This window comes from Rickettsiella endosymbiont of Miltochrista miniata (assembly GCF_964031245.1).
GTDB lineage: Bacteria > Pseudomonadota > Gammaproteobacteria > Diplorickettsiales > Diplorickettsiaceae > Aquirickettsiella.
In genome coordinates this window covers 923,592-944,169 of record NZ_OZ035017.1, presented here as the reverse complement: position 1 = coordinate 944,169, position 20,578 = coordinate 923,592, and the positions used below count along the sequence as shown (strand labels likewise).

Annotated in this window: 21 protein-coding genes; 17 read left to right on the top strand and 4 right to left on the bottom strand. The window is 38.9% G+C overall.

The annotated features are described in order from the left end of the window. Nucleotides 1–4: 4 nt before the first annotated feature. Complete coding sequence (locus AAHH40_RS04305) at nt 5–1,714, bottom strand: proline--tRNA ligase (protein WP_342219463.1); 1,710 nt, start codon at nt 1,712–1,714, stop codon at nt 5–7. Between the two features lie 208 nt (nt 1,715–1,922). Between AAHH40_RS04305 and AAHH40_RS04300 the strand changes: the two genes are divergently transcribed. From AAHH40_RS04300 to AAHH40_RS04250, 11 genes are all read left to right on the top strand, one after another. Next, a complete protein-coding gene (locus AAHH40_RS04300; protein ID WP_342219462.1) occupies nt 1,923–2,612 on the top strand; it encodes a hypothetical protein in 690 nt (229 codons plus the stop codon). A gap of 132 nt (nt 2,613–2,744) precedes the next feature. Next, nucleotides 2,745–3,095: a zinc ribbon domain-containing protein gene (locus AAHH40_RS04295; protein WP_342219461.1), complete on the top strand. Its 351-nt coding sequence runs from the start codon at nt 2,745–2,747 to the stop codon at nt 3,093–3,095. Nucleotides 3,096–3,107: 12 nt separating this feature from the next. Then, nucleotides 3,108–4,880, top strand: coding sequence for an aspartate--tRNA ligase (gene aspS, locus AAHH40_RS04290; RefSeq protein ID WP_342219460.1), 1,773 nt, complete (start codon nt 3,108–3,110; stop codon nt 4,878–4,880). A gap of 15 nt (nt 4,881–4,895) precedes the next feature. After that, a complete protein-coding gene (locus AAHH40_RS04285; RefSeq protein WP_342219459.1) occupies nt 4,896–5,945 on the top strand; it encodes a hypothetical protein in 1,050 nt (349 codons plus the stop codon). Further along, entirely contained in the window at nt 5,938–6,942 is a 1,005-nt protein-coding gene (locus AAHH40_RS04280) for a hypothetical protein (RefSeq protein WP_342219458.1), read from the top strand. The genes AAHH40_RS04285 and AAHH40_RS04280 overlap by 8 nt, the downstream gene beginning before the upstream one ends. Continuing rightward, the gene (locus AAHH40_RS04275) at nt 6,935–7,759 is read left to right on the top strand and encodes a hypothetical protein (RefSeq protein WP_342219457.1); all 825 of its coding nucleotides are present in this window, start codon (nt 6,935–6,937) and stop codon (nt 7,757–7,759) included. Before AAHH40_RS04280 ends, AAHH40_RS04275 begins: the two co-directional genes overlap by 8 nt. Nucleotides 7,760–7,934: 175 nt before the next feature. Further along, the gene (locus AAHH40_RS04270; protein ID WP_342219456.1) at nt 7,935–8,651 is read left to right on the top strand and encodes a YebC/PmpR family DNA-binding transcriptional regulator; all 717 of its coding nucleotides are present in this window, start codon (nt 7,935–7,937) and stop codon (nt 8,649–8,651) included. Then, a complete protein-coding gene (gene ruvC, locus AAHH40_RS04265) occupies nt 8,651–9,199 on the top strand; it encodes a crossover junction endodeoxyribonuclease RuvC (protein WP_342219455.1) in 549 nt (182 codons plus the stop codon). The genes AAHH40_RS04270 and ruvC overlap by 1 nt, the downstream gene beginning before the upstream one ends. Beyond that, nucleotides 9,196–9,801 (top strand): Holliday junction branch migration protein RuvA, encoded by a 606-nt coding sequence (ruvA, locus tag AAHH40_RS04260; RefSeq protein WP_342219454.1) that lies wholly within the window; start codon nt 9,196–9,198, stop codon nt 9,799–9,801. Before ruvC ends, ruvA begins: the two co-directional genes overlap by 4 nt. 99 nt (nt 9,802–9,900) lie before the next feature. Continuing rightward, a complete protein-coding gene (locus AAHH40_RS04255) occupies nt 9,901–10,920 on the top strand; it encodes a hypothetical protein (protein ID WP_342219453.1) in 1,020 nt (339 codons plus the stop codon). A gap of 25 nt (nt 10,921–10,945) precedes the next feature. After that, entirely contained in the window at nt 10,946–11,725 is a 780-nt protein-coding gene (locus AAHH40_RS04250; RefSeq protein WP_342219452.1) for a hypothetical protein, read from the top strand. Here the strand turns inward: AAHH40_RS04250 and AAHH40_RS04245 are convergent. Continuing rightward, nucleotides 11,708–12,622: an Rpn family recombination-promoting nuclease/putative transposase gene (locus tag AAHH40_RS04245; protein WP_342219451.1), complete on the bottom strand. Its 915-nt coding sequence runs from the start codon at nt 12,620–12,622 to the stop codon at nt 11,708–11,710. The genes AAHH40_RS04250 and AAHH40_RS04245 overlap by 18 nt on opposite strands. Nucleotides 12,623–12,834: 212 nt before the next feature. On the opposite strand from AAHH40_RS04245, the gene ruvB reads away from it, so the two are divergent. From ruvB to AAHH40_RS04220, 5 genes are all read left to right on the top strand, one after another. After that, nucleotides 12,835–13,896, top strand: a complete 1,062-nt coding sequence (ruvB, locus tag AAHH40_RS04240; RefSeq protein WP_425287978.1) for a Holliday junction branch migration DNA helicase RuvB — start codon at nt 12,835–12,837, stop codon at nt 13,894–13,896. A 272-nt stretch (nt 13,897–14,168) separates the two neighbouring features. Continuing rightward, nucleotides 14,169–14,804 carry a protein TolQ gene (gene tolQ, locus AAHH40_RS04235; protein ID WP_425287977.1) on the top strand — a complete coding sequence of 212 codons (636 nt, stop codon included), beginning with the start codon at nt 14,169–14,171 and terminating at the stop codon, nt 14,802–14,804. Continuing rightward, nucleotides 14,794–15,252 (top strand): protein TolR, encoded by a 459-nt coding sequence (gene tolR / locus AAHH40_RS04230; RefSeq protein ID WP_342219448.1) that lies wholly within the window; start codon nt 14,794–14,796, stop codon nt 15,250–15,252. The genes tolQ and tolR overlap by 11 nt, the downstream gene beginning before the upstream one ends. Before the next feature lie 12 nt (nt 15,253–15,264). Further along, nucleotides 15,265–16,104, top strand: a complete 840-nt coding sequence (gene tolA, locus AAHH40_RS04225) for a cell envelope integrity protein TolA (protein ID WP_342219447.1) — start codon at nt 15,265–15,267, stop codon at nt 16,102–16,104. A 227-nt stretch (nt 16,105–16,331) separates the two neighbouring features. Next, complete coding sequence (locus tag AAHH40_RS04220) at nt 16,332–17,336, top strand: hypothetical protein (RefSeq protein WP_342219446.1); 1,005 nt, start codon at nt 16,332–16,334, stop codon at nt 17,334–17,336. A gap of 106 nt (nt 17,337–17,442) precedes the next feature. On the opposite strand, the gene AAHH40_RS04215 is transcribed toward AAHH40_RS04220, so the two are convergent. Further along, nucleotides 17,443–18,618 carry a hypothetical protein gene (locus tag AAHH40_RS04215; protein WP_342219445.1) on the bottom strand — a complete coding sequence of 392 codons (1,176 nt, stop codon included), beginning with the start codon at nt 18,616–18,618 and terminating at the stop codon, nt 17,443–17,445. A gap of 155 nt (nt 18,619–18,773) precedes the next feature. On the opposite strand from AAHH40_RS04215, the gene AAHH40_RS04210 reads away from it, so the two are divergent. Then, nucleotides 18,774–19,172 (top strand): cupin domain-containing protein, encoded by a 399-nt coding sequence (locus tag AAHH40_RS04210; protein ID WP_342219444.1) that lies wholly within the window; start codon nt 18,774–18,776, stop codon nt 19,170–19,172. Nucleotides 19,173–19,262: 90 nt separating this feature from the next. On the opposite strand, the gene AAHH40_RS04205 is transcribed toward AAHH40_RS04210, so the two are convergent. Next, nucleotides 19,263–20,423: a serine hydrolase gene (locus AAHH40_RS04205; protein ID WP_342219443.1), complete on the bottom strand. Its 1,161-nt coding sequence runs from the start codon at nt 20,421–20,423 to the stop codon at nt 19,263–19,265. Between the last annotated feature and the right edge of the window lie 155 nt (nt 20,424–20,578).

Sequence of the window (20,578 nt, the reverse complement as noted above, 5' to 3'; positions counted from 1 at the left end):
GTTTTTATTGGGTTAATTTTTGCTGCAAAAAATCCATAATATCTTGCATGTTTACTATATGCTCTGTTTTTTCGGTTCTTGCTTTGTAGGCAATGACTTTTTCTTGCAAAGTTTTTTCACTGATGACTAAACGATGTGGAATACCGATGAGATCATTGTCAGCAAACAGTAAGCCGGGACGCTCCGCTCGATCATCGAGTAAGACGTCTATGTCTGCATCACGCAGTTGTTTATAGAGTGCATCGGCCGCATGTTTAACCTGTTCAGAGCGATGATAGGCAATGGGTACTATCACTACTTGAAACGGAGCCATGGCTTGTGGCCAAATGATACCTTGTTCATCATGATTTTGTTCGATAGCGGCGCCGACGATGCGCGATACACCAATCCCATAACATCCCATTTCCATCGGCAGTAAACTGCCATCTTCGGTCGTTATGTTGGCATTCATCGCGAGACTATATTTATTACCGAGTTGAAAAATATGTCCGACTTCGATACCACGTTGCATTTTTAAATGTCCTTTCCCATCCGGACTGGGATCACCGACTTGTACTTGACGCAAATCGGCGACCGGGGGCAGCGGGCAATCACGTTCCCAATTTACATGCGTGTAATGAAAACCTTCTTCATTAGCACCACAGACAAAATCAGCCAACACAGCCGCTGAACGATCGACGATTAAAGGTATCGATGGTAAACCGACCGGACCTAAGTAACCAACAGCGACTCCGGTTAGTTTTAAGATATCTGCTTCTTCAGCAAAGGTTAGTGGATGTGCAATCTCGGCTATTTTAGCGAGTTTGGTGGGATTTAATTCGTGATCGCCACGCAGTATAAGACCGATTAAAGGGTGTTTTTTTCCCTTCACCATTAATAGTTTGACGCAATGTTGAGGATCAATTTTTAAAAATTCACAAACTGCCGCAATGGTTTTTGTACCAGGTGTTTTTTCTTTCTTGAGTGGTGCAGTAGCAGCAGGGCGTTGATTGACGACTAGACTTTCAGCCAGTTCGGCGTTTGCAGCGTAATCGCTACTATCACTATAAAAAATTTGATCTTCGCCGATTTGCGCCAATACTTGAAATTCTTGTGATTGACTGCCGCCGATATTGCCGGTATCGGCTAGGACCGCACGAAATTTTAATCCTAAACGCGTGAAAATTCGGCAATAACTATCATGCATGGTCTGATAGGTTGCTGCCAAGGAAGCTTTATCCCGATGAAACGAGTATGCATCTTTCATAATAAATTCACGTGCGCGCATCACGCCAAAACGTGGACGAATTTCATCGCGAAACTTAGTCTGTATTTGATAAAAAATCAGTGGTAATTGTTTGTAACTACGGACTTCATTACGCACTAACGAGGTAATGACTTCTTCATGTGTGGGTCCAAAGCAAAACCAGCGTTGATGTCTATCAGTAATGCGTAGTAATTCTGGACCGTAGGCATCCCAACGTTCCGATTCTTGCCAAAGCTCCGCCGGTTGCAGATTGGGCATCAGCACCTCTTGGCCATTGATACGATTCATTTCTTCACGCACGATGGCTTCGACTTTGCGTAACACGCGTAAACCCAAAGGCAGCCAGGTATAAATTCCAGTAGCCAGTTTACGGATCATGCCGGCGCGCAACATTAATTGATGGCTTTTGATCTCGGCATCGGCCGGTGCTTCTTTGAGCGTGGGTAAATACAGATGACTGCTGTGCATAATGGATAGTCCCGACTATTTTTTAAATGACTAAAGCTTACTATAGTATGAGTAGCTTTTTTTTTTATCAAGTTCAATTATTTAGGAGTTTCGCGACTAGTGCAAAGAAAAAGAAGGATGTAAGCTATGCTAGATAAGGCATTTACTCGTCATTGCGAGCGCGAAGCGCGCGGCAATCCAGGAAAATGAAAATCTAGGGAGGTTTACTATGAAAAGTGAGGAACAAGAATTGCAAAAAAAATATCTGGATTATCAACACTGTCAAATAGATGTATTACGTGTAAAAGAAGGCATTAAAAAAACCGAAGACATATGGAATAAATATAGTGCGCATATAGGGAATTTAATTGCTTCCGCTAAGATTAAGGATCAAGATATCGATGCGATCAATGGAAGAATAGAGGTTTTGAATGAACATTGGAAAAAATTTAAAGCGGCTTGGGAATTTACACTTCCTAAACCCAACGATCGCGATTATGATCCTTTTGATCCTAATCCCAATCAGCAATATAGTGTCGGTAAACTGATACCAAAATCTACGCAGAAGCAGGAGTTTGATTGTTTTGCGAAAAGAATAACCGAGTTGCATGACAAAATCCAAGAATTGGCTTATTCCTGTTGGTTCGATAGATTATATCAATTTATCAAGACTAATTTGTTAAGGCTTTATAATTGTTTATATGCGGGCCCCGGAAATCTAAGCGCCGAAAATGTCTATCTTGTCGCTGCTCATCATGGACAGGCTGCTATGATGCCATGCCATAGGCCTAAGAAACATAATTATTTTATCTGTCAAGAAAAGCTCAGCGATAATACTGCTTTACTTCAAGAAGACCTTGCTGTCATTAAAAATTGGCAAAATGCTTCCCGACTTGATTGCCCCTCACTGAAAAGATAGCGAGAGATCAGACTGGCCAAAGTGTAAACACTGGATTAAAATGCCGCTTATGCTTGAGCCGCATGGAATCTATCCTATCGGTTCACCGTTTAAACCCATATCCGAATGAATGTAACACATGTGAGGAACACCATGCCTATTTATGAGTATCAATGTAAGGCCTGTGGTCATACGTTTGATACGATACAAAGCTTTAGCGAAGAGCCTTTAACTGATTGTCCGGTTTGTAAAGAACCCGCGCTGAAGAAATTGATTTCGGCATCGGCTTTCCATTTAAAGGGGAGTGGCTGGTATGTGACAGATTTTAAAAATCCACCGGCTAAAAAGGATAATTCAGAGAAAACTAAAACTGAGGATGCTACTAGTAAACCGGTGGAAGCAAATAAAGAACCTGGTAAAGAAGCCAAAACAAAAGAAACTGCAGCAGCAAAACCTGCGGATAAAACCAGTAAAGCCGATAAATCGGATGAAAAATCCTCTTAAATTGAAAATATTATGCAAAGAACACATTATAATCAGCAATTGAATCAAAATTTAGTTAATGAAACCGCGCAAGTCTGTGGTTGGGTTCATCATCGGCGTGATCATGGTGGCATTATTTTTATCGATTTGCGCGATCGGAGTGGGATTTTGCAAGTAGTTTTTAATCCCGAACAGGCTGATCTTTTTAAGCAAGCAGAAACATTACGTAATGAATATGTGGTGCAAATTAGCGGGAAAATACGTTTACGTCCTGAAGGGACTGAAAATGTTAATTTAAAATCTGGAACAATAGAATTACAGGCGACAAAATTAAACATTTTGAATACTTCCGCACCGTTACCGATTTCCATTGATGCCTATACACCTGTGAGTGAAGAAGTGGCATTACGTTATCGTTACCTAGATTTGCGTCGTCCTGAAGTTCAGGAACGTTTTCGTTTGCGGACACGAGTGGTGCAATTGATGCGGCGTTTTTTTGATGAAAGAGGATTTTTAGATATCGAAACACCGGTGTTGACTAAAGCCACACCTGAAGGGGCGCGTGATTATTTGGTACCGAGTCGTGTTCATCCGGGTGAGTTTTATGCGCTACCGCAATCGCCACAATTATTTAAGCAATTATTGATGATGTCAGGATTTGATCGTTACTATCAAATCGTGCGTTGTTTTCGCGATGAGGATTTGCGTGCCGATCGGCAACCTGAATTTACACAGCTAGATATGGAAATGTCGTTTTGTAATGAAGAAGATATACAAACATTAAATGAATCCTTGATCCGGCATATATTTAAAGAATTATTAGAGGTGAATTTACCGGATCCTTTCCCACGCATGACTTACGCAACAGCCATGCAACGCTATGGGAGTGATAAACCTGATTTGCGTATTCCATTTGAGTTAGTGGATACTGCTGATTTGGTAAAAGACATCGAGTTTAAGGTTTTTTCGGGACCGGCCAATGATGCACAAGGACGAGTGACTGCTTTACGCATTCCTAAAGGCGCAGATTTGAGTCGTAAAGCGATTGAAGAGTATACACAATACGTGGCTATCTTTGGTGCTAAAGGCTTGGCTTATATTAAAGTCTTGGATCCTGCATTGGGACTTGAAGGTCTACAGTCACCGATCTTAAAATTTATTCCAGAAGCCACTGTCAAAGCAATATTGCAACGCGTGGCGGCAGAAAAGGGCGATATTATTTTCTTTGGTGCGGGCACAGCAAAAATAGTCAGTGAATCCTTAGGTGCTTTGCGTGTCAAATTGGGTCATGATTTTAACTGTGTTAAGGATGCATGGTTGCCGTTGTGGGTAGTGGACTTTCCATTATTTGAATATGACGCACAAGAAAAACGCTGGCAAGCCTTGCATCATCCATTTACTGCACCAAAGGTCAATGATGCGGCTGAGTTACAAGCTAATCCAGGATCATGCTTATCCAGAGCTTATGATATGGTATTAAACGGTTGTGAAATTGGTGGTGGATCGATCCGTATTCATGACACACATCTGCAATCGGCGGTGTTTAATTTATTAAATATTAATGAAGCCGAGCAAAAAGAAAAGTTTGGTTTTTTACTCGAAGCGCTGAGATTTGGTTGTCCACCGCACGGTGGCTTGGCCTTTGGACTGGATCGTTTGGTGATGTTGATGACAGGCGCAAAATCGATACGTGATGTGATTGCTTTTCCAAAAACACAAACGGCGAGCTGCCCGTTGACGCGCGCACCCAGTCCGGTTTCCGAGCAACAATTAAAAGAGTTATCGTTACAGATTCGAAAAAAATAATAATCGGTATTTCCCATGTCTGATTCTTTGCCACCATCGGTAGTTAAGGCCACTAAAGGTGAATATGAAATTCCGATCAAGAGCTTGTGGGTAGAAACGTGGCGACAGCTTCTCCAAATGCCAAAAGCTTTTTGGCAAGCATTTGGCTTAATGTTCCTAGTGTTATTGGGCACGACTATTTTTATGGATTTTTTATTGCGCTGGTATGATATAGGATTAATACATTTTCAAAATTATCAAGCTCAGTTACCGAATTTGCATACGTTACATGTGTTAAATAGCCTTAAAGGGCTACTTAACACTTTTACTGCAGCGATAATACAAATTTTGCGTACATTGTTAATCGTTTCTTTGGCCTTTTTAGTCTTAAATCAAATTCGAAATCAGCCTATTAAAGTCACCATGGTGTTTGCTTTTTTAAAAAATTGGCGAAGTTTATTATTGATTAGTGCATTACTTTATCTAGTGAATAGCATTCTACGCTATGGCTTAGTTTTTGTTTTTCGAGCGATGCATTTATATCCATTGCTTCCATCACAAGACTTTCCAATGATTGCGCTAGCTTATGGCGCACATACTTTTTTAGCCGTTTTTTTGTATACCTATTTTATGGCAGTTGCATTTATGGCGGGCTTACTCATTTTAGATAAAAAAATGACTTTTAAAAAAAGCCTATATATTGCCTTTAAGTCAATCAATCGACATCCCTTAAAAAATATGCTTTTACTCTTCTTAGCGAGTTGGGCGTATATGGGCGCAGGGAGTGATACCTTTAATCTTTTTTTCAGTATCAGAAGTGGATATAGTTTATTTGCCTATTTAATTCTTTTGCCAGGGATGTTCATGGCTATTTTGTTTATGTTGTATAAAAAAATGGCACTCCAGACTAAACGGTCGCGTATGAAAAATATCACTTTGATAATACTAAAAGTGATTTTAGGTTTAGTTGTTTTAGAATTGTTTTTTTCAAATATAGGTTTAATTTGGCTACTGCCAGTGATAGCATTATTGATAACCATTCAGTATCAGCATATTTTTTCTGATAAAGGCTTGTCTTATGTCTAATTTTTTATCGCCCAATTTGGTAAAAGCCGTCACAGGTGATTATCGTATATCGATTAAGTCAATCTTTAGTGAAACAGGGCAACAACTTCTCAAGATGCCTAAAGCTTTTTGGCAAGGTTTTGGTCTGATTATTTTAATATTGGTAGGTACGATTGGATTATTGACAAGATTGTATGATTTCGTTATGTGGTTTGGACATTTAACTAAAGTTCCCATTCCGACTAGTATAGCCATGTTTGGAATTGCTATCCTGGAAATTTTTCGTTTTTTATTCACGGCTTCATTGGCTTTTTTAGCCTTACATCACATTCGAAATCAGCCAACTAAAGTAATGATGATTTTTACTTTTTTTAAAAATTGGCGAAGCTTGTTGTTTATTAGCGTATTATTTTATCTACTGAGTAGAGCGGTACACTATGGTTTACTTTTTGTTTTTCGAGCGATACATTTATATCCACTGCTTCCCCAAGACTTAAGCAGGCCAATTTTTGCGCTGGGTTATGGCGCGCATATTTTTTTAGCCATCTTGTTGTACACTTATTTAACGGTAGTCGCTTTCATGGCGAGTTTACTGGTTTTAGATCAACAATTGACGCTTAAAAATAGTTTAGCTTGCGCCTTTAAGTCCATTAATCAACACCTGGTTAAGAATCTTATTTTAATGTTTTTGGCGAGTGTGGTGTACGCAGCGATTTGGATAGATCTGGCAAATTTATTTTTTTCTATTGAATTTGCTTACTATAAGAAGTTAGGTTTTTTTGCGCTGGGGGCATTAGCGCCTATTTTAATCATAGGCTATAAAAAGATAACACTGACGTATAGCCGATCAATAGTTAAAAATTTTGCATTGGCGTCATTGTTGGTTATTTTAGGTTTGGTTATTGCCATTTTATTTTATGCGGGCGTGGGTTTAACTTGGTTGCTGCCAGTGATAGCGTTATTGATAGCCATTCAGTATCAGCACATTTTTTTGGATAAAAGCTTGTCTTATGTCTAATTCTACACCACCGAATTTTATCAAAGCCACTAGTGGCGATTATCGTATTCCGATTAAAGCGATCTTTTTGGAAACTTGGTATCGGGTCAAAGGGATCAAAGCCTCTTTTTGGCTAGGGTTACTTTATTTTATCCTAGTGATGGCGGTGGCTTGTCTGGTATTAGGCTTAGTATTGGCTTTATATGATGTGTTTATACTGCCATTGGCTAGCGCTCATAACGTTGCTTCTTTCCATAATATAAAGCTAGGTCTTAAATTTATTGTCGTCGCCATCGTTGAAGCGTTACGTTTTTTATTCACGGCTTCGTTGGCGTATATGGCCTTACAGCATTTACGTAATCAACCCATCCATGCGAGCTTGGTTTTTTCTTTTCGTCAGGCCTGGCGACCTTTAGTAATTATTGCATTATTACTCTATCTGTTTAATAGTTTTATCATATCAACCACCAATATCCTTTTACATAGCGCTTTATTTAAACAGCAGATTGCTTATTTAGGCTCAGGTTTAGGCAGCATTTTTTTATTGGCAATTTTTTTAATCTGTTTCTTTTTATATTTCTATCTTTCGATCCTCGTGTATATGACGGTGCTGCTTATTTTAGATCAAAAAATACCCAGCAAACAAAGTTTAGGTTTGGCTTTTCAGTCAGTTAATCAACATTGGTTTAAAAATATCGGTTTGATAGTCGTCACGAGTATGGTATTTGGTCTTTTGGCCTTGATGACTTTAGGTATTGGTTTAATTTGGCTATTACCGATGACATCCTTAGTGACGGCCATCCAATATAATCAAATTTTTTGTGAAGGTAATTTATAAAACGGTTCGAACTTGAAAATGCGAAAAGTTAAAATTCGTATTGCGAACAGCGAGAATATTGACCGTCATTGCGAGCGCGGAGCGCGCGGCAATCCATAGATGGCCACGCGAATGAACATTCGCTCGCCATGACGATATTTTCAAATGCAATATATAATATATATAAGAGAATTTTATGGCAGGACATAGTAAATGGGCAAACATACAACATCGAAAAAATAAACAAGATGCTAAGCGAGGTAAATTATTTACCAAATTGATCCGCGAAATTACCGTGGCTGCCAGGATGGGTGGTGGTGATTTAAATAGTAATCCGCGTTTGCGTTTAGCGGTGGATAAAGCCTTAGCCGCTAATATGACCAGAGAGACTATCGACCGCGCGACCAAGCGTGGAGCAGGTGGTTTAGATGGTGCGCAAATGGAAGAGATCCGCTACGAAGGTTATGGTCCCAAAGGTGTTGCTGTTTTAGTCGATACCTTAACCGATAATCGCAATCGTACCGTGGCTGAAATACGGCATGCGTTTAGCAAGTCGGGCGGTAATTTAGGTACTACAGGGTCGGTTGGCTATTTGTTTAGTAAAAAGGGTGTGATTACTTTTCCACCCGGTTCCGAAGAGGAACGTATTTTAGAGATCGCTTTAGAGGAAGGTGCGGAAGACGCTATCACTTATCCAGACAAAAGTATTGATATCTTGGTTGAAGAAAACCAATTACCGACTTTAGCTAAGCTGTATCAAGATAAAAATTTAAATCTTGCGAATAGTGAAGTCACTTGGTTGGCAAGTACGAAAGTTGAACTCAATGATGAGGATCAGGAAAAGTTGGATCACTTAATTGAACAGTTAGAAGACTTAGACGATGTGCAAAATGTCTATACTAACCAAGCCTAATGTTGAATCAGAAAACCCCAAGCTTAGGTAAAAATGCCATTATTCTAGGTATCGATCCTGGTTCTTGTATCACCGGTTATGGCGTTATTCAGGTCGAAGGTTCACAATTAAGCTATCTTGATAGCGGCTGCATTAAAGTGGCGAAAGTGGCTTTTGCTGAACGCTTGGAAAAAATATTTTCTGGTTTACAAAGTGTGGTTGAACAATATAAACCTAATGAAGCCGCTATAGAGCAAGTATTTATGCATATCAATGCCAATGCGGCACTGAAGTTAGGTCAAGCGCGAGGTGCTGCGTTAGTCGCGGCGGCTTTAGCTAAATTAATCGTCAGTGAATATTCTGCTAGGCAAGTCAAACAATCGGTGGTTGGTTATGGAGCCGCGAATAAACAACAGGTACAACATATGGTACGACTGTTATTAAATTTAGACAGTTCACCCCAAGCCGATGCTGCAGATGCGCTGGCGATTGCGATCTGTCATGCACAAGCGCGGCAATCGGGAGGACGAGGACTTAAACAAGGATTTCGCCGAGGAAGAAGACGATGATTAATCGATTGCGCGGCATACTGATTGAAAAACAGCCACCGTATCTATTAATTGAAGTGGCCGATGCGTTTACTTATGAAGTACAAGCGTCGATGCATACGTTTTATCAATTGCCGGAGTGTGGAGAAAAAGTTTTTTTATATACACAGTTTATTGTGCGTGAAGATGGACATTTTTTGTATGGTTTTAGCACATCCAATGAGCGGGCATTATTTACACAATTATTAAAAGTAAATGGTGTGGGGCCCAAAGTCGCTTTAGGTATTTTATCAAAAATAGAAGTTGCAGAATTTATTAATTGTGTTGAGCAACAGAATGTCAGCGCTTTGCAACAGGTTCCAGGTATCGGTAAAAAAACCGCCGAACGATTAATCATCGAAATGCGTGATCGTTTAAAAAGTTTATCCCATAACCAATCTAACAAAGCGGATAAAAATAATATTCGATCCTTACAGCATTACCAACAAGACGCTATTTCAGCATTGGTGGCCTTAGGTTATAAAAATCAAGAGGCGAGTCGTGCAATAATGCAGATTAAAGACACATCATTGTCTTTAGAATCGTTAATCCGGTTAGCATTAAAAAGTGTCGATTCCTACTAAGTTAAGCATTCGCTTAGCTTAATTTTTAGGGTGTTAAGCTTAACTTAAGCATTCATCCCTATACTTTTGTTTTTTAATTAATTGTAAATAAAAAATCGTATGCCAGAACTAAAAATTAAGTCAATCCAAGTAGAAATCGGACGCATTTTATCCGCATTTGAGCGACATCTTGATGCAGTGAAAAAGTTACGCGATAAACACAATGCTGATGATGAGGAATTAAATAGAAGATATGGAAAACACTCTGATCCGGATGAGTATGACGCAGAAAGAGCGCGTCTTGCTTCGAAACATATTGGAGAAAATAAGAATGAAAAAAATCTATTCAATGGAAACCTCCAGAAATTATCGCTTAGTTTAAAAGAGTTCATTAATCTCAATGTACAACTAATGGAACTATTACCTAAGCTCTCTTTCATAGAGATTTCTGCGTTACTATTTGTACTTGAGCCAGATCAACAAGAAATAGCACTAACGCATCTCAATGAGCAGAGTAATACTGCGATAATAACAGCCAATGAGTATAAGCAACTTAAAAATTTAAAAAACTATAACCCATCTGAGCATTCTGAAAATAATAAGTGCTGGCAAGCATTTTGTTCGAATAAAATAGCTCCTTATGAACAGCAGGCAGCTGAAAAACGGAAACAAGCAGTTGAAAAATTGGCGCAAGAGGAGAAAGCTCGACTTTCTCAGGAAAGACAGCAGATAAAAGCGGCTGAGGAAGCTCGAAAGATTAAATTTGATCAACGCGTACAGTCTGAAACTACATTGAAAAACGATCTAGAGCAGATTATGCAGCAAGTCAAAGGAAAAGAATGGCAAACTTCAGGTGTTCCCAGCTTTTTTAGAAACCAGAGCTATGGCCAATACCGTTCTTTACAACAGTGGCGCCCTAATACAATTAGGAGCATAGAAAAGCTGTTGAACGAAGAAAGTAAAATGCCAAAGGGTTATACCAATTACTCCAAAGTAGAAGAAAAAATGATTCTAGCGCTGGAGAGTGTAACCAAACAACCTCATTCATTTTGGAATTCATTTGTTATAGGGCGCTCGAATGATACGATTCAGGCGTATGAAACTATTTTGCAAAGTTTAAAAAGTAAAGCCAGCCTATAAAATGAGGTTTTCTGAGAGAAAAACAATGAACGATACCAGTGAGTTTGGTCTAGAAAATTTAATTAATGTATCTACGCAAAATAATTTCTGTGGGTATTATGTACTCGCTAGACGTATCATTAATGACGCTAATTTTGCAGTGATACTTGATAAGTTTAATCAATTTTATCAAACAAACTGGTATCCTGATCAGCTTGCAGAGGTTGTGGAAAATATGCATCCTCAACAAGCCGATATCATGCTGGGCTTAGTGATTCATCATCAACACTCACCGTCATTAGGAAAAGGAAGAGGCTTGTTCGAGGATGAGTTGGAATTACTCTGTGAAGCTTTTGGATATAATCCTTCTATCATCTCGGCCGGTTTTGAAGGTCTCCGTGATTCGGTTATGAATGAGCTTCAAGATCAATCAGATTCTAGAAAAATATTAATTTTATTTGATCGACCTAAAGGCAACGCTACCATAGGACATTACTATTTGATCGAACCTGATGCGACTAAGGTTACCGATTATAAGGAAAAATGCTCTCCAGACGTCGATCATGCCTATGAGATTAACAATTGCGGCGGAATAGACTTTGTCGAAAACATTAAAAAGTCTGTAGCAAAGATTAAACCAAACTGGACGCTTGAACTAAAAAATCAACAAATTCAAGAAGACGAAATTTTTGCTTGGAAACTCGCCGCTGAGGAAGCTCGACGAGCAGGTTTAACATTCTTTACCAGTGAGCGCACTATAAGCAATGAAGAAAAAACTCGCTTAGAGCAGCTTCAAAGTGCTAGATGGTTAATTTTCCAAACTTAGTAAGTCTTGATCGGATAGGCCAGTTAATTCCTTGATAAGAGCAACGTTAAATCGTTTGGCGAGCATGTTTTTAGCGACGCTCATAGCTTCTTCATGTCGACCTTCTTCACGCCCTTGCTGTAGACCTTTCTGTAAGCCCAATTGTTCAATTTTTTGCGCAATACTCATGATATCTGCCTCGTAAATTCGAATAGTTTGTAGCTTTTCTAGTAGCTTGTTAACGTCATAAGCTTCGGTTTCTCTAAAAATATAATACAGTAAAGTCTGGCATTGTTCACTGCTCAGATAGCCCTTGTTAAGCTCTTCCACTATATTCTCTAGCCCATCTTGTATATCTCGATTCAAACAAGAATATTTTTGCGCAAAATCGAGTATGGCGATATTACCGTGTTTTTTTATTTCCTCGTCAGACATAGAACTTATATCGGTAATAGGATAAGGCCTCAGATAAATCTTTTCAGCCAGTGTTTTATTTTTCCCGAAGCAATCAAAAATATTACCTGTAAATGGGTAAGGTATCACTTTGCCACGATAATACAAAATAGGTACCACGATGGGTAAATCAACATGACCTTGTTTTAAGTGTTGATCCATAATGGCATGAACATAGCGGGAAATTTTAAAAGGGGTCATTTTTTCAGGGGTAGTTTCATGCTCAATTAAAGGGTAAAGATAGCCTTGATCGTCTTTCATTTGCACAGAATATAAAATATCAGAAAAATGTTTGCGTAAGTTTTTCTCCACAAAAGAACCCGGTTCGAGCTTTAACGAAGAAAAATCACATAATATTTTTATATCGTTTGGCAAATAAACTTCAAAAAAGGTTTTTGCCATGTTGATATCGGCAAGATAATTTCGGAATAAAGAATCATGCGGATGATGAATAGAAATCGCCATTTATTATTTTCCTGGTGGAGGCTTGATAAAAAAATTTATCTTAAATTATCTGAACAGGCAATAGTTAATCTAAATTTTAAATAAAAAACTATTTTTTAATCATTAATGCTTTATTTAGAATGATGCGAGTTAAGCTTGCTAAAAGTGGTGCAGTTAGCTAATAATGAAAATGTTGTTAGTATTTTACGCTGCTTGAAAACTTTTCATAAACTATCACTATGCAAATCTCTGACCGCTTAACCGCTGCCAAAAAACTTTCTGAAGACGATAAGTTACATCCACGTATTCGGCCGCTGGCTTTAGCCGATTATTTAGGACAAGCATCGGTTTGTGAACAAATGGCTTTATTTATTCATGCCGCACGCGCGCGTGGCGAAGCCTTAGATCACGTATTAATTGTTGGGCCGCCGGGTTTAGGTAAAACCACGTTAGCGCATATCATTGCGCATGAAATGGGTGTCACACTCAAACAAACCTCAGGACCGATATTAGAAAGAGCGGGTGATTTGGCTGCTTTGTTGACACATCTTGAAGCAAAAGAAGTATTGTTTATTGACGAAATACATCGTTTAAGTCCCGTGATTGAAGAAATACTCTATCCGGCTTTAGAAGATTATCAATTAGATATCATGATAGGCGAGGGCCCAGCGGCACGTTCGATTAAATTAGATTTACCACCTTTTACCTTAATTGGTGCGACAACGCGTGCTGGCTTGTTAACTTCACCGCTACGCGATCGATTTGGTATCGTACAACGTCTAGAGTTTTATAGTGTTGTTGATTTGTGTCGGATTGTGACGCGTTCGGCAGGAATTTTAGGTGTGACGATCGATGCAAAAGGCGCAAGTGAAATTGCCAAACGTGCGCGCGGTACACCGCGGATCGCGAATCGTTTGCTACGTCGTGTCAGAGATTTTGCCGAAGTAAAAGCCGATGGCAAAATTGATCAGCATTTAGCCGCACAAGCTTTAGATCTACTTGAAGTCGATAAAGAAGGTTTCGATCAACAAGACCGAAAATTATTATTAACCCTACTCGAAAAATTTGACGGTGGACCGGTCGGTTTAGATAGCTTAGCTGCAGCCATTGGTGAAGAGCGTGATACGATAGAAGAAGTGATCGAACCCTATTTAATTCAACAAGCATTTATCATGCGTACACCACGTGGCCGGATTGCCACAAAAAAAACCTATATTCATTTTGGATTGACCATGCCGGGTCATCTCAACGGACAAAAACAACTCAATTACGATTTTTCTGATAAAATAAACTAATATAAACTCGTGCTTAAAAGATACAAAAGATTGAAATAATTTACTCGCCATTGCGAACACGTAAAACATGATCGTCATTGCGAGCACCGTAGGTGCGTGGCAATCCATGGATGGCCGCGGCCTCACTGACGCTTCGGCCTCGCCATGACGGTGCGTGATTTTTATCAGTGAGATGTATCTCATACAAAATATAATGAGGATAGGTAATGCCAACGGTTGATCCAACACTATGGAGTTATTTTTCCGCTGCTAGCGGAATTGTCAAATTGGTTATGTTAATTCTGCTGGTTGGATCCATCATTTCCTGGTCGATGATCTTGCAGCGCGGATTTATGTTAAGACGTTCACGAAAGGTACTGGCTCAATTTGAAGACAAATTTTGGTCAGGGATTGATTTGAGTAAACTGTATGCCGATTTAAATCGTGAACACGATGAACACGTTGGCCTGGCGAGTATTTTTCATGCCGGATTTCGTGAGTTTCTGCGTTTACATCAACAAGTAGGTGATGTACCGGTTATTATTATGGAAGGTGTGCAACGTGCGATGCGTATTGCTTATTCCGAGCAACACCAACAACTGGAAAAACATCTCGATTTTTTAGCGACTTTAGGTTCGACCAGTCCGTATATCGGCTTGTTTGGTACAGTGTGGGGCATCATGACCTCTTTTCAAGCATTATCGGCTTCGCAACAGACAGCCACGATTGCCATGGTCGCGCCCGGTATTTCTGAGGCTTTAATCGCCACGGCGATGGGTTTATTTGTCGCTATCCCCGCAGTGATTTTTTATAATCGTTATTCTCATCAAATCCAACATTTATTACATAATTATCACCGCTTTCAAGAAGAGTTTGCGAATATTTTGTATCGTCAAGTCCATGGGAATACGGGTAGTTATGTTGCATAGTCCTTATCAATTTCCGCCGCAACGACGCAAAGGACCGATGTCTGAGATCAATGTCGTTCCCTATATTGACGTGATGTTAGTGTTATTAGTAATTTTTATGGTTACGACACCGTTATTATCGCAAGGTATTAAAGTGAATTTGCCGCAAGCACAAGCGCAAACGATAGCGCCAGCGCAAGAGCCCATTATCGTATCGATAGATGAGAAGGGACTTTATTATTTAAATACCGCTGCGCATCCTGAAGCCGCTTTAGATGCTCATCAATTAAGCCGAGAGGTGAGTGAACAAATACGCAGCGCAGAACAAAAAAAAGCGCCACGCCAAGTGTTTGTGAAAGGGGACAAAAAGGTTGATTACGGTAAAGTAGTGACAGCCATGGTTTTATTACAACAAGCCGGTGCTATCAATATAGGCTTGTTAACTGAGTCACCGCCAAAAGCGGTTTAAAGTGTGATGTATGTGTCAGTTAATAAAGAAAAGTATGGTTATCCACTAGTCGCTGCGATTTTGTTGCATATCGTTTTATTTTCAGCCTTTTTCTTAAGTCTACGCCATAGCTCAAAATTATTATTTTTAGCCCCTCCACCTTTACAAGTGATACACGCGACAGCCATATCGATGGATGCACTGGTGCAGAAGCCTGTGCCGGTTGCAGAAAAAATAAAACCGCCACCTCCTGCTACTGCGCAAACACTATCAAAACCGGTGTTACTGGAAAAAAGTCCGGTATGGTTACCAGTGAAAGAAAAGAAAGTTCATAAAGCTGAACAGGATAAAATTATTCCACTTAAAACACTGAACAAACAACCATTACTGGAAAAAAAAGTGATACCCGTTAAAACTAATCTCACAAAAGTCGTGACCAGTAAATCAAAGAAAGACAGTACTAAACATCTGAAAGCGTCAAAAGAATCATTAAAGTTAGTTGAAAAAAATGTTCAGCAATTACTTGATCAAGAAATGAAAACGCTCGCGAAACAACAGATCAACGCTGCGCGCAATGCTGCGACGACGGATAAATATCGGCATCTCATCTTACAAGCGATTGCTCAACAATGGATCATTCCCCCAGAAATGAACAAACACCTGGAAACTAAATTAGCCGTGCATTTGGCGCCGGGTGGTATGGTGTTAGAAGTGATTATTGTTAAAAGCAGCGGTAATTCGGTATTGGATCGTTCGGCGCAAACGGCGGTATATAAAGCATCGCCTTTGCCCGTGCCAAAAAATAATGGTTTGTTTCATACGTTTCGTCAAATCAATCTGACTGTCCGTCCGGAAGGCGTTATTACTCAATAACTATTCCTTATAAAAATTTATCCCCTAACCAAGTTTGCACGTTAACATATTTAAAACTTTATAGTAAGGCATTTTTCGTCATTGCGAGCACCAAAGGTGCGTGGCAATCCATGGATTGCCACGGCCTCACTGACGCTTCGGCCTCGCCATGACGGGCTACTTTTAATTTTCTCTTAATAATTAATAACTATACTCGATCATTCTTAAACTTAGCTTAAGGTTTGATCATGCCCAAAAAAAATAAAAATTTCACGCAATCTAATACTTTAACTCGTTTATTTAGCCGCTTAAAAAATGGAAATGGAATGAACTCCACTGAGAATGATCAGTTTAAGGATATAGATCGAATTGCTCCACTTAAGAAAAAAATAGAGCTTCTTAATGCTAAAAAAGAAAAAAGTCCGGAAGAAAAGATAATACTTATTTCGGCGATAGTTCTACTTATCGATCGTCTTAATGCTAAAGCAGAAAAAAATCCAGAAGATGGAATCACACTAGGAGAAATGCTTGCGCTACTCAAAGAGCTTGCCAATAAAACCCCAAGTAAAACAGATGAAGTTGTTGTTGAAAAGAGGGTTGTTGTAGAAGCAGTGAGTCAAGAAATAGCTTCAATTCTAGAGCAACAACTACGATCGGTTAAATTAAAGCCAGTAAAAAAAAATGAAGTTCAGAAAGAGCATGCTAAACCCGCTAAAGAAGAAAATGACCCACCCGTTTTTGTTATTAATAAAACTGATCTTGCTAGCATTAATCTTAAATCTGTAAAGCGCGTAAATTCGGTAACTTCAAGTCATGATGAAGTCCAGCTCACAGAATTAGAGATAAAATTTGCTGAACGAAGAGCATTGATAGAAAGGAAAACTGTAAACACAAGTAGTGCAATTAGCGAAGAAAGTTCATCAGGATCAGATGGAGATTCAAAACTAATAATTCCTGTGTTAGAGCAAGCTACCTATCCTAACTTTTCTTCTGGAATCTCTGATGAAGGATCAGGTTCAGATTCCGAAGAAGATGTAGATGAATTTAATTTTATGGAGAATATTTGTAATGCACCGGGATTTTTTGGTGGTTCACGAGATATCCCACAGTTTATAAATAGGCTATCAAAAATTTATGAAGATCAAACAACTATGGATGAATTAGATGAGTTATTAAAAACTCTTCAAGCGTTTATAAATGAACCAGATGATGAACCCGTCATTGTAGAAGCTATTGTAAAACCAAAAATATAAAGCACTACAAACTGAACAGGAGAGAAAAGCATACTGTAGTTAAACAGTATGCTTTTTTACGGCTTAATTAACCATTTTTTGCGTTAATAATAGGACTTAATAGGATTCATATGGTTGGCTGTCTAACGAATTGATTGTGCGAATCTTCCGACACAAGGCTATTCAGATTATTGCGTGTATTAGCCGGTGGGGCTGTATTAAATTTAAGATCGCGATGCTTTCTAGGTCTATTCGACTCAGGGTTTAATTCCAGCAAATAAGTTTCAATTTTTTCGGCAGGATTTTCTTGCTGAGCGAGATCAATGATATGATCAAATACCGATTGTCGTTCATTAACGTCAGCAAGTTGGGGCAAGTAAGTTTCCAATGGACGCCAAACTAAAACATATGCTTCGCTTTCAAGTAGAAATTGATTTGCTGAGTCCAAGAGTTTGCTACGATTATCGTCTGTCAATAATTCTGATTGGTCTAAAAGGATTAAAATAGAGGCAATATTTACTGCAGCACCAGGCTTTTCGAAAATACTATCTAAATTTATTTGATTTAAGCAATACTTATCTTCAAGCATATTTACCGCGTTGGCAATGATACCTATCGTTTCTACGCGATTAGGATGTTTTAGCGTGTTGTCAAAATTATTCGGTGTTAAAAGTCCACTGGAATGGAGTTTTTCTACTAAATGGGTCAATATGCGGATGTTATTGGGGTATAGATCGACTAGGTGGTCGATATTTTCTTGTGTAAATAGTTGATTATGATAAAGCTCCTTCAGTAATTTAGAAAGCTCACTAAAATCCTCTTGCTTTAATCGGTCGGCCGCGGTGAGCTTATCGACTGCACTGGCAATAATGCTTAGTTTTTCTGGCGCTTCATAATAGAGGGCGATGCTCGCTAAATTCTGTTGTGTGAGCAGTTGAGCATTGCTGAGTCTTTTAACTATTGAAGCGAGATTTTCGAATTGATGGGTATCCAAATGGTTTAAACTATCAACGTTGATATGTTTTAAGAGTTTAACGCTATACAGTTCATTCGTCACCTCGGCAATCGCAGGGTTTAAATAAGTGACAGCTTGATACACTTTATAAGATTCTTGTGTAACTTTAGGTAAGTTTTCAATAAAGCATTGATTAATTTTTAAAAAATTCAATTGCTCAGCGTCGCCTAGTCTGCGTAAAGCGCGTATCGCGGCTTGATCACGACCGAAGAAGCGTAAGCGTCGCCAGAAACCTTTGTTATTATCATAGACGCGTAAGGCATTTTGTATTTCTATAGGGAAGGGCATAATAACTCCTTGTTATTGCTTATTAGATTTGCAATAGTTGCAAACTGAAATTGGCTGCCATTATAGTGTATCTACATTTAAATAGTCATGTCCTTTTTAGACAAGGGAATGGTTTTTAGTTACTAATATTTTTTTAAAATTCTATTGAGGTTTTTATGTATAAAATTCGTTCTCTTTTACTATTAAGCACGCTGGTAAGTCTCGGTTGTATGACAGCGAGTGTGGCTTTTGCGGAATCGATACCACAAACCCATGTCTTACAAAGAATTAGTATTCCGCAATCGCCTTATCAAATGGGTATGGGTATCACTGAGTTTGCCCCGAATGCGACCAAAGCGGCACAAAAACAAACTGGGCCTGAATTGTGTTATGTATTAGAAGGTGAAGTGGTGTTTATGGTGCAGGGACAACCACCAAAAACTTATAAAGTGGGAGATAGTTACCAAAATTTACCTAACTTGGTTCACTGGACTAAAGCAGGTCCTAAAGGCGCTAAAATTCTTGCTACTTGGGCCTTACAGCCAGGTAAACCATTTGTTATCCTGGGGCATTAAAAAATACCATCATGACGAGCGTATGTAATGCGTGTGGCTATCCAAGTTTCATATTCATGGATTGCCGCGTGCCTGTCGCGCTCGCCATGACTAGCTAGTTGATAGGCTGAGTAAAATATCGCGTCCCAGTTTGATTCTTTCGTCACCTAAGAATTTATTAGTCAGAATGACAACGCCCGTTTTTTGCTCGGGAATATAGGCCATATAACTGGACATTCCATAACCCGATCCGGTTTTATCAATAAAAATTTTACTGTCGGTTAAAGGATTGGCGTTAATTATTTTTTTGTTATGGAAGAGTGGAGAACCTTCTTTATCGAAATTAATAAAGTAAGTATCACCCGTGGAATTTTTTAAATCTGAAATAGCATGTTCTTGCCATGCCAGTTGTTCACAAGAAAGAGGGTTGGCAAAACAATATTTATTTTTATGCACCTCTATAAACGTTTGAGCTAAGGTTTTATCCTTCAGCTTATCGATATGGATTTGTGCATACACATACTTGGCTAGATCGGGAACGCTGGATTTTAACGATCCCGCTGCAAACCAAATATCTAAATTTTTATTATAAGCTACTATTTGGTTATCTTTAGTATGGCCGACTGCAATGTGTTGCTGTTTTTCTAATGGCACATTTAAATAAGTTGAATCCATGCCTAATGGCTTTACGATCTTAATGGTTAAAAGATCTTGATAAGGCATAACATAAACCCCTTGCAAGACATAACCGACGATACCGATACCGGCATTCGAATAACTGTATTCACTACCGGGCGCTCTAGTTAATTTAAACTGTTGCAAGTCGTAGATAAGTTCCGGATAGTTTTTCGGTCGCGGCTTAAAGTCAAAAGGAAGGCCAGAAGCGTGTGCTAGTAATTCATTAAAAGTAATTTTATTTAAATTCGAGTTGTTTTTTAATTCGGGAAAATAGTGAATAAAAGGATCATTTAAATTTAATTTTTTTTCGACCATCGCTCGAGCGGCTAAGGTTGCAGTAAAGGTTTTGCTAAAAGAACCTATGGTATAAATAGTCTGATTACTGGTGGGAATTTTTTTTACTGGATCGGCCCAGCCCAGATTATAAAAATGGATGTTATTGTGATCGATGACCGCCATCGACAAGCCTGGAACTTGATTTTTTTCCATAAAGGTATGCGTTAGAGCGTTTATTTTTTCGTCGTTATAAGCATACGCTGGAATCTGTAGACAGAAAGTGAATAAAAACAGCCAATATTTACAGTATTTTTTCATAAATCAAAATAATCCTCTCGTATTATTATTGGCGCACCAGTTGGCAAGATTCAGCAAGCTTATCAGGATCATCGAGTACTTGAAAATAAATATATAGTCAGCATCGACATAGACAAAATTTTTTTCACTGTTTACTATAGACCGTTCTATGGACG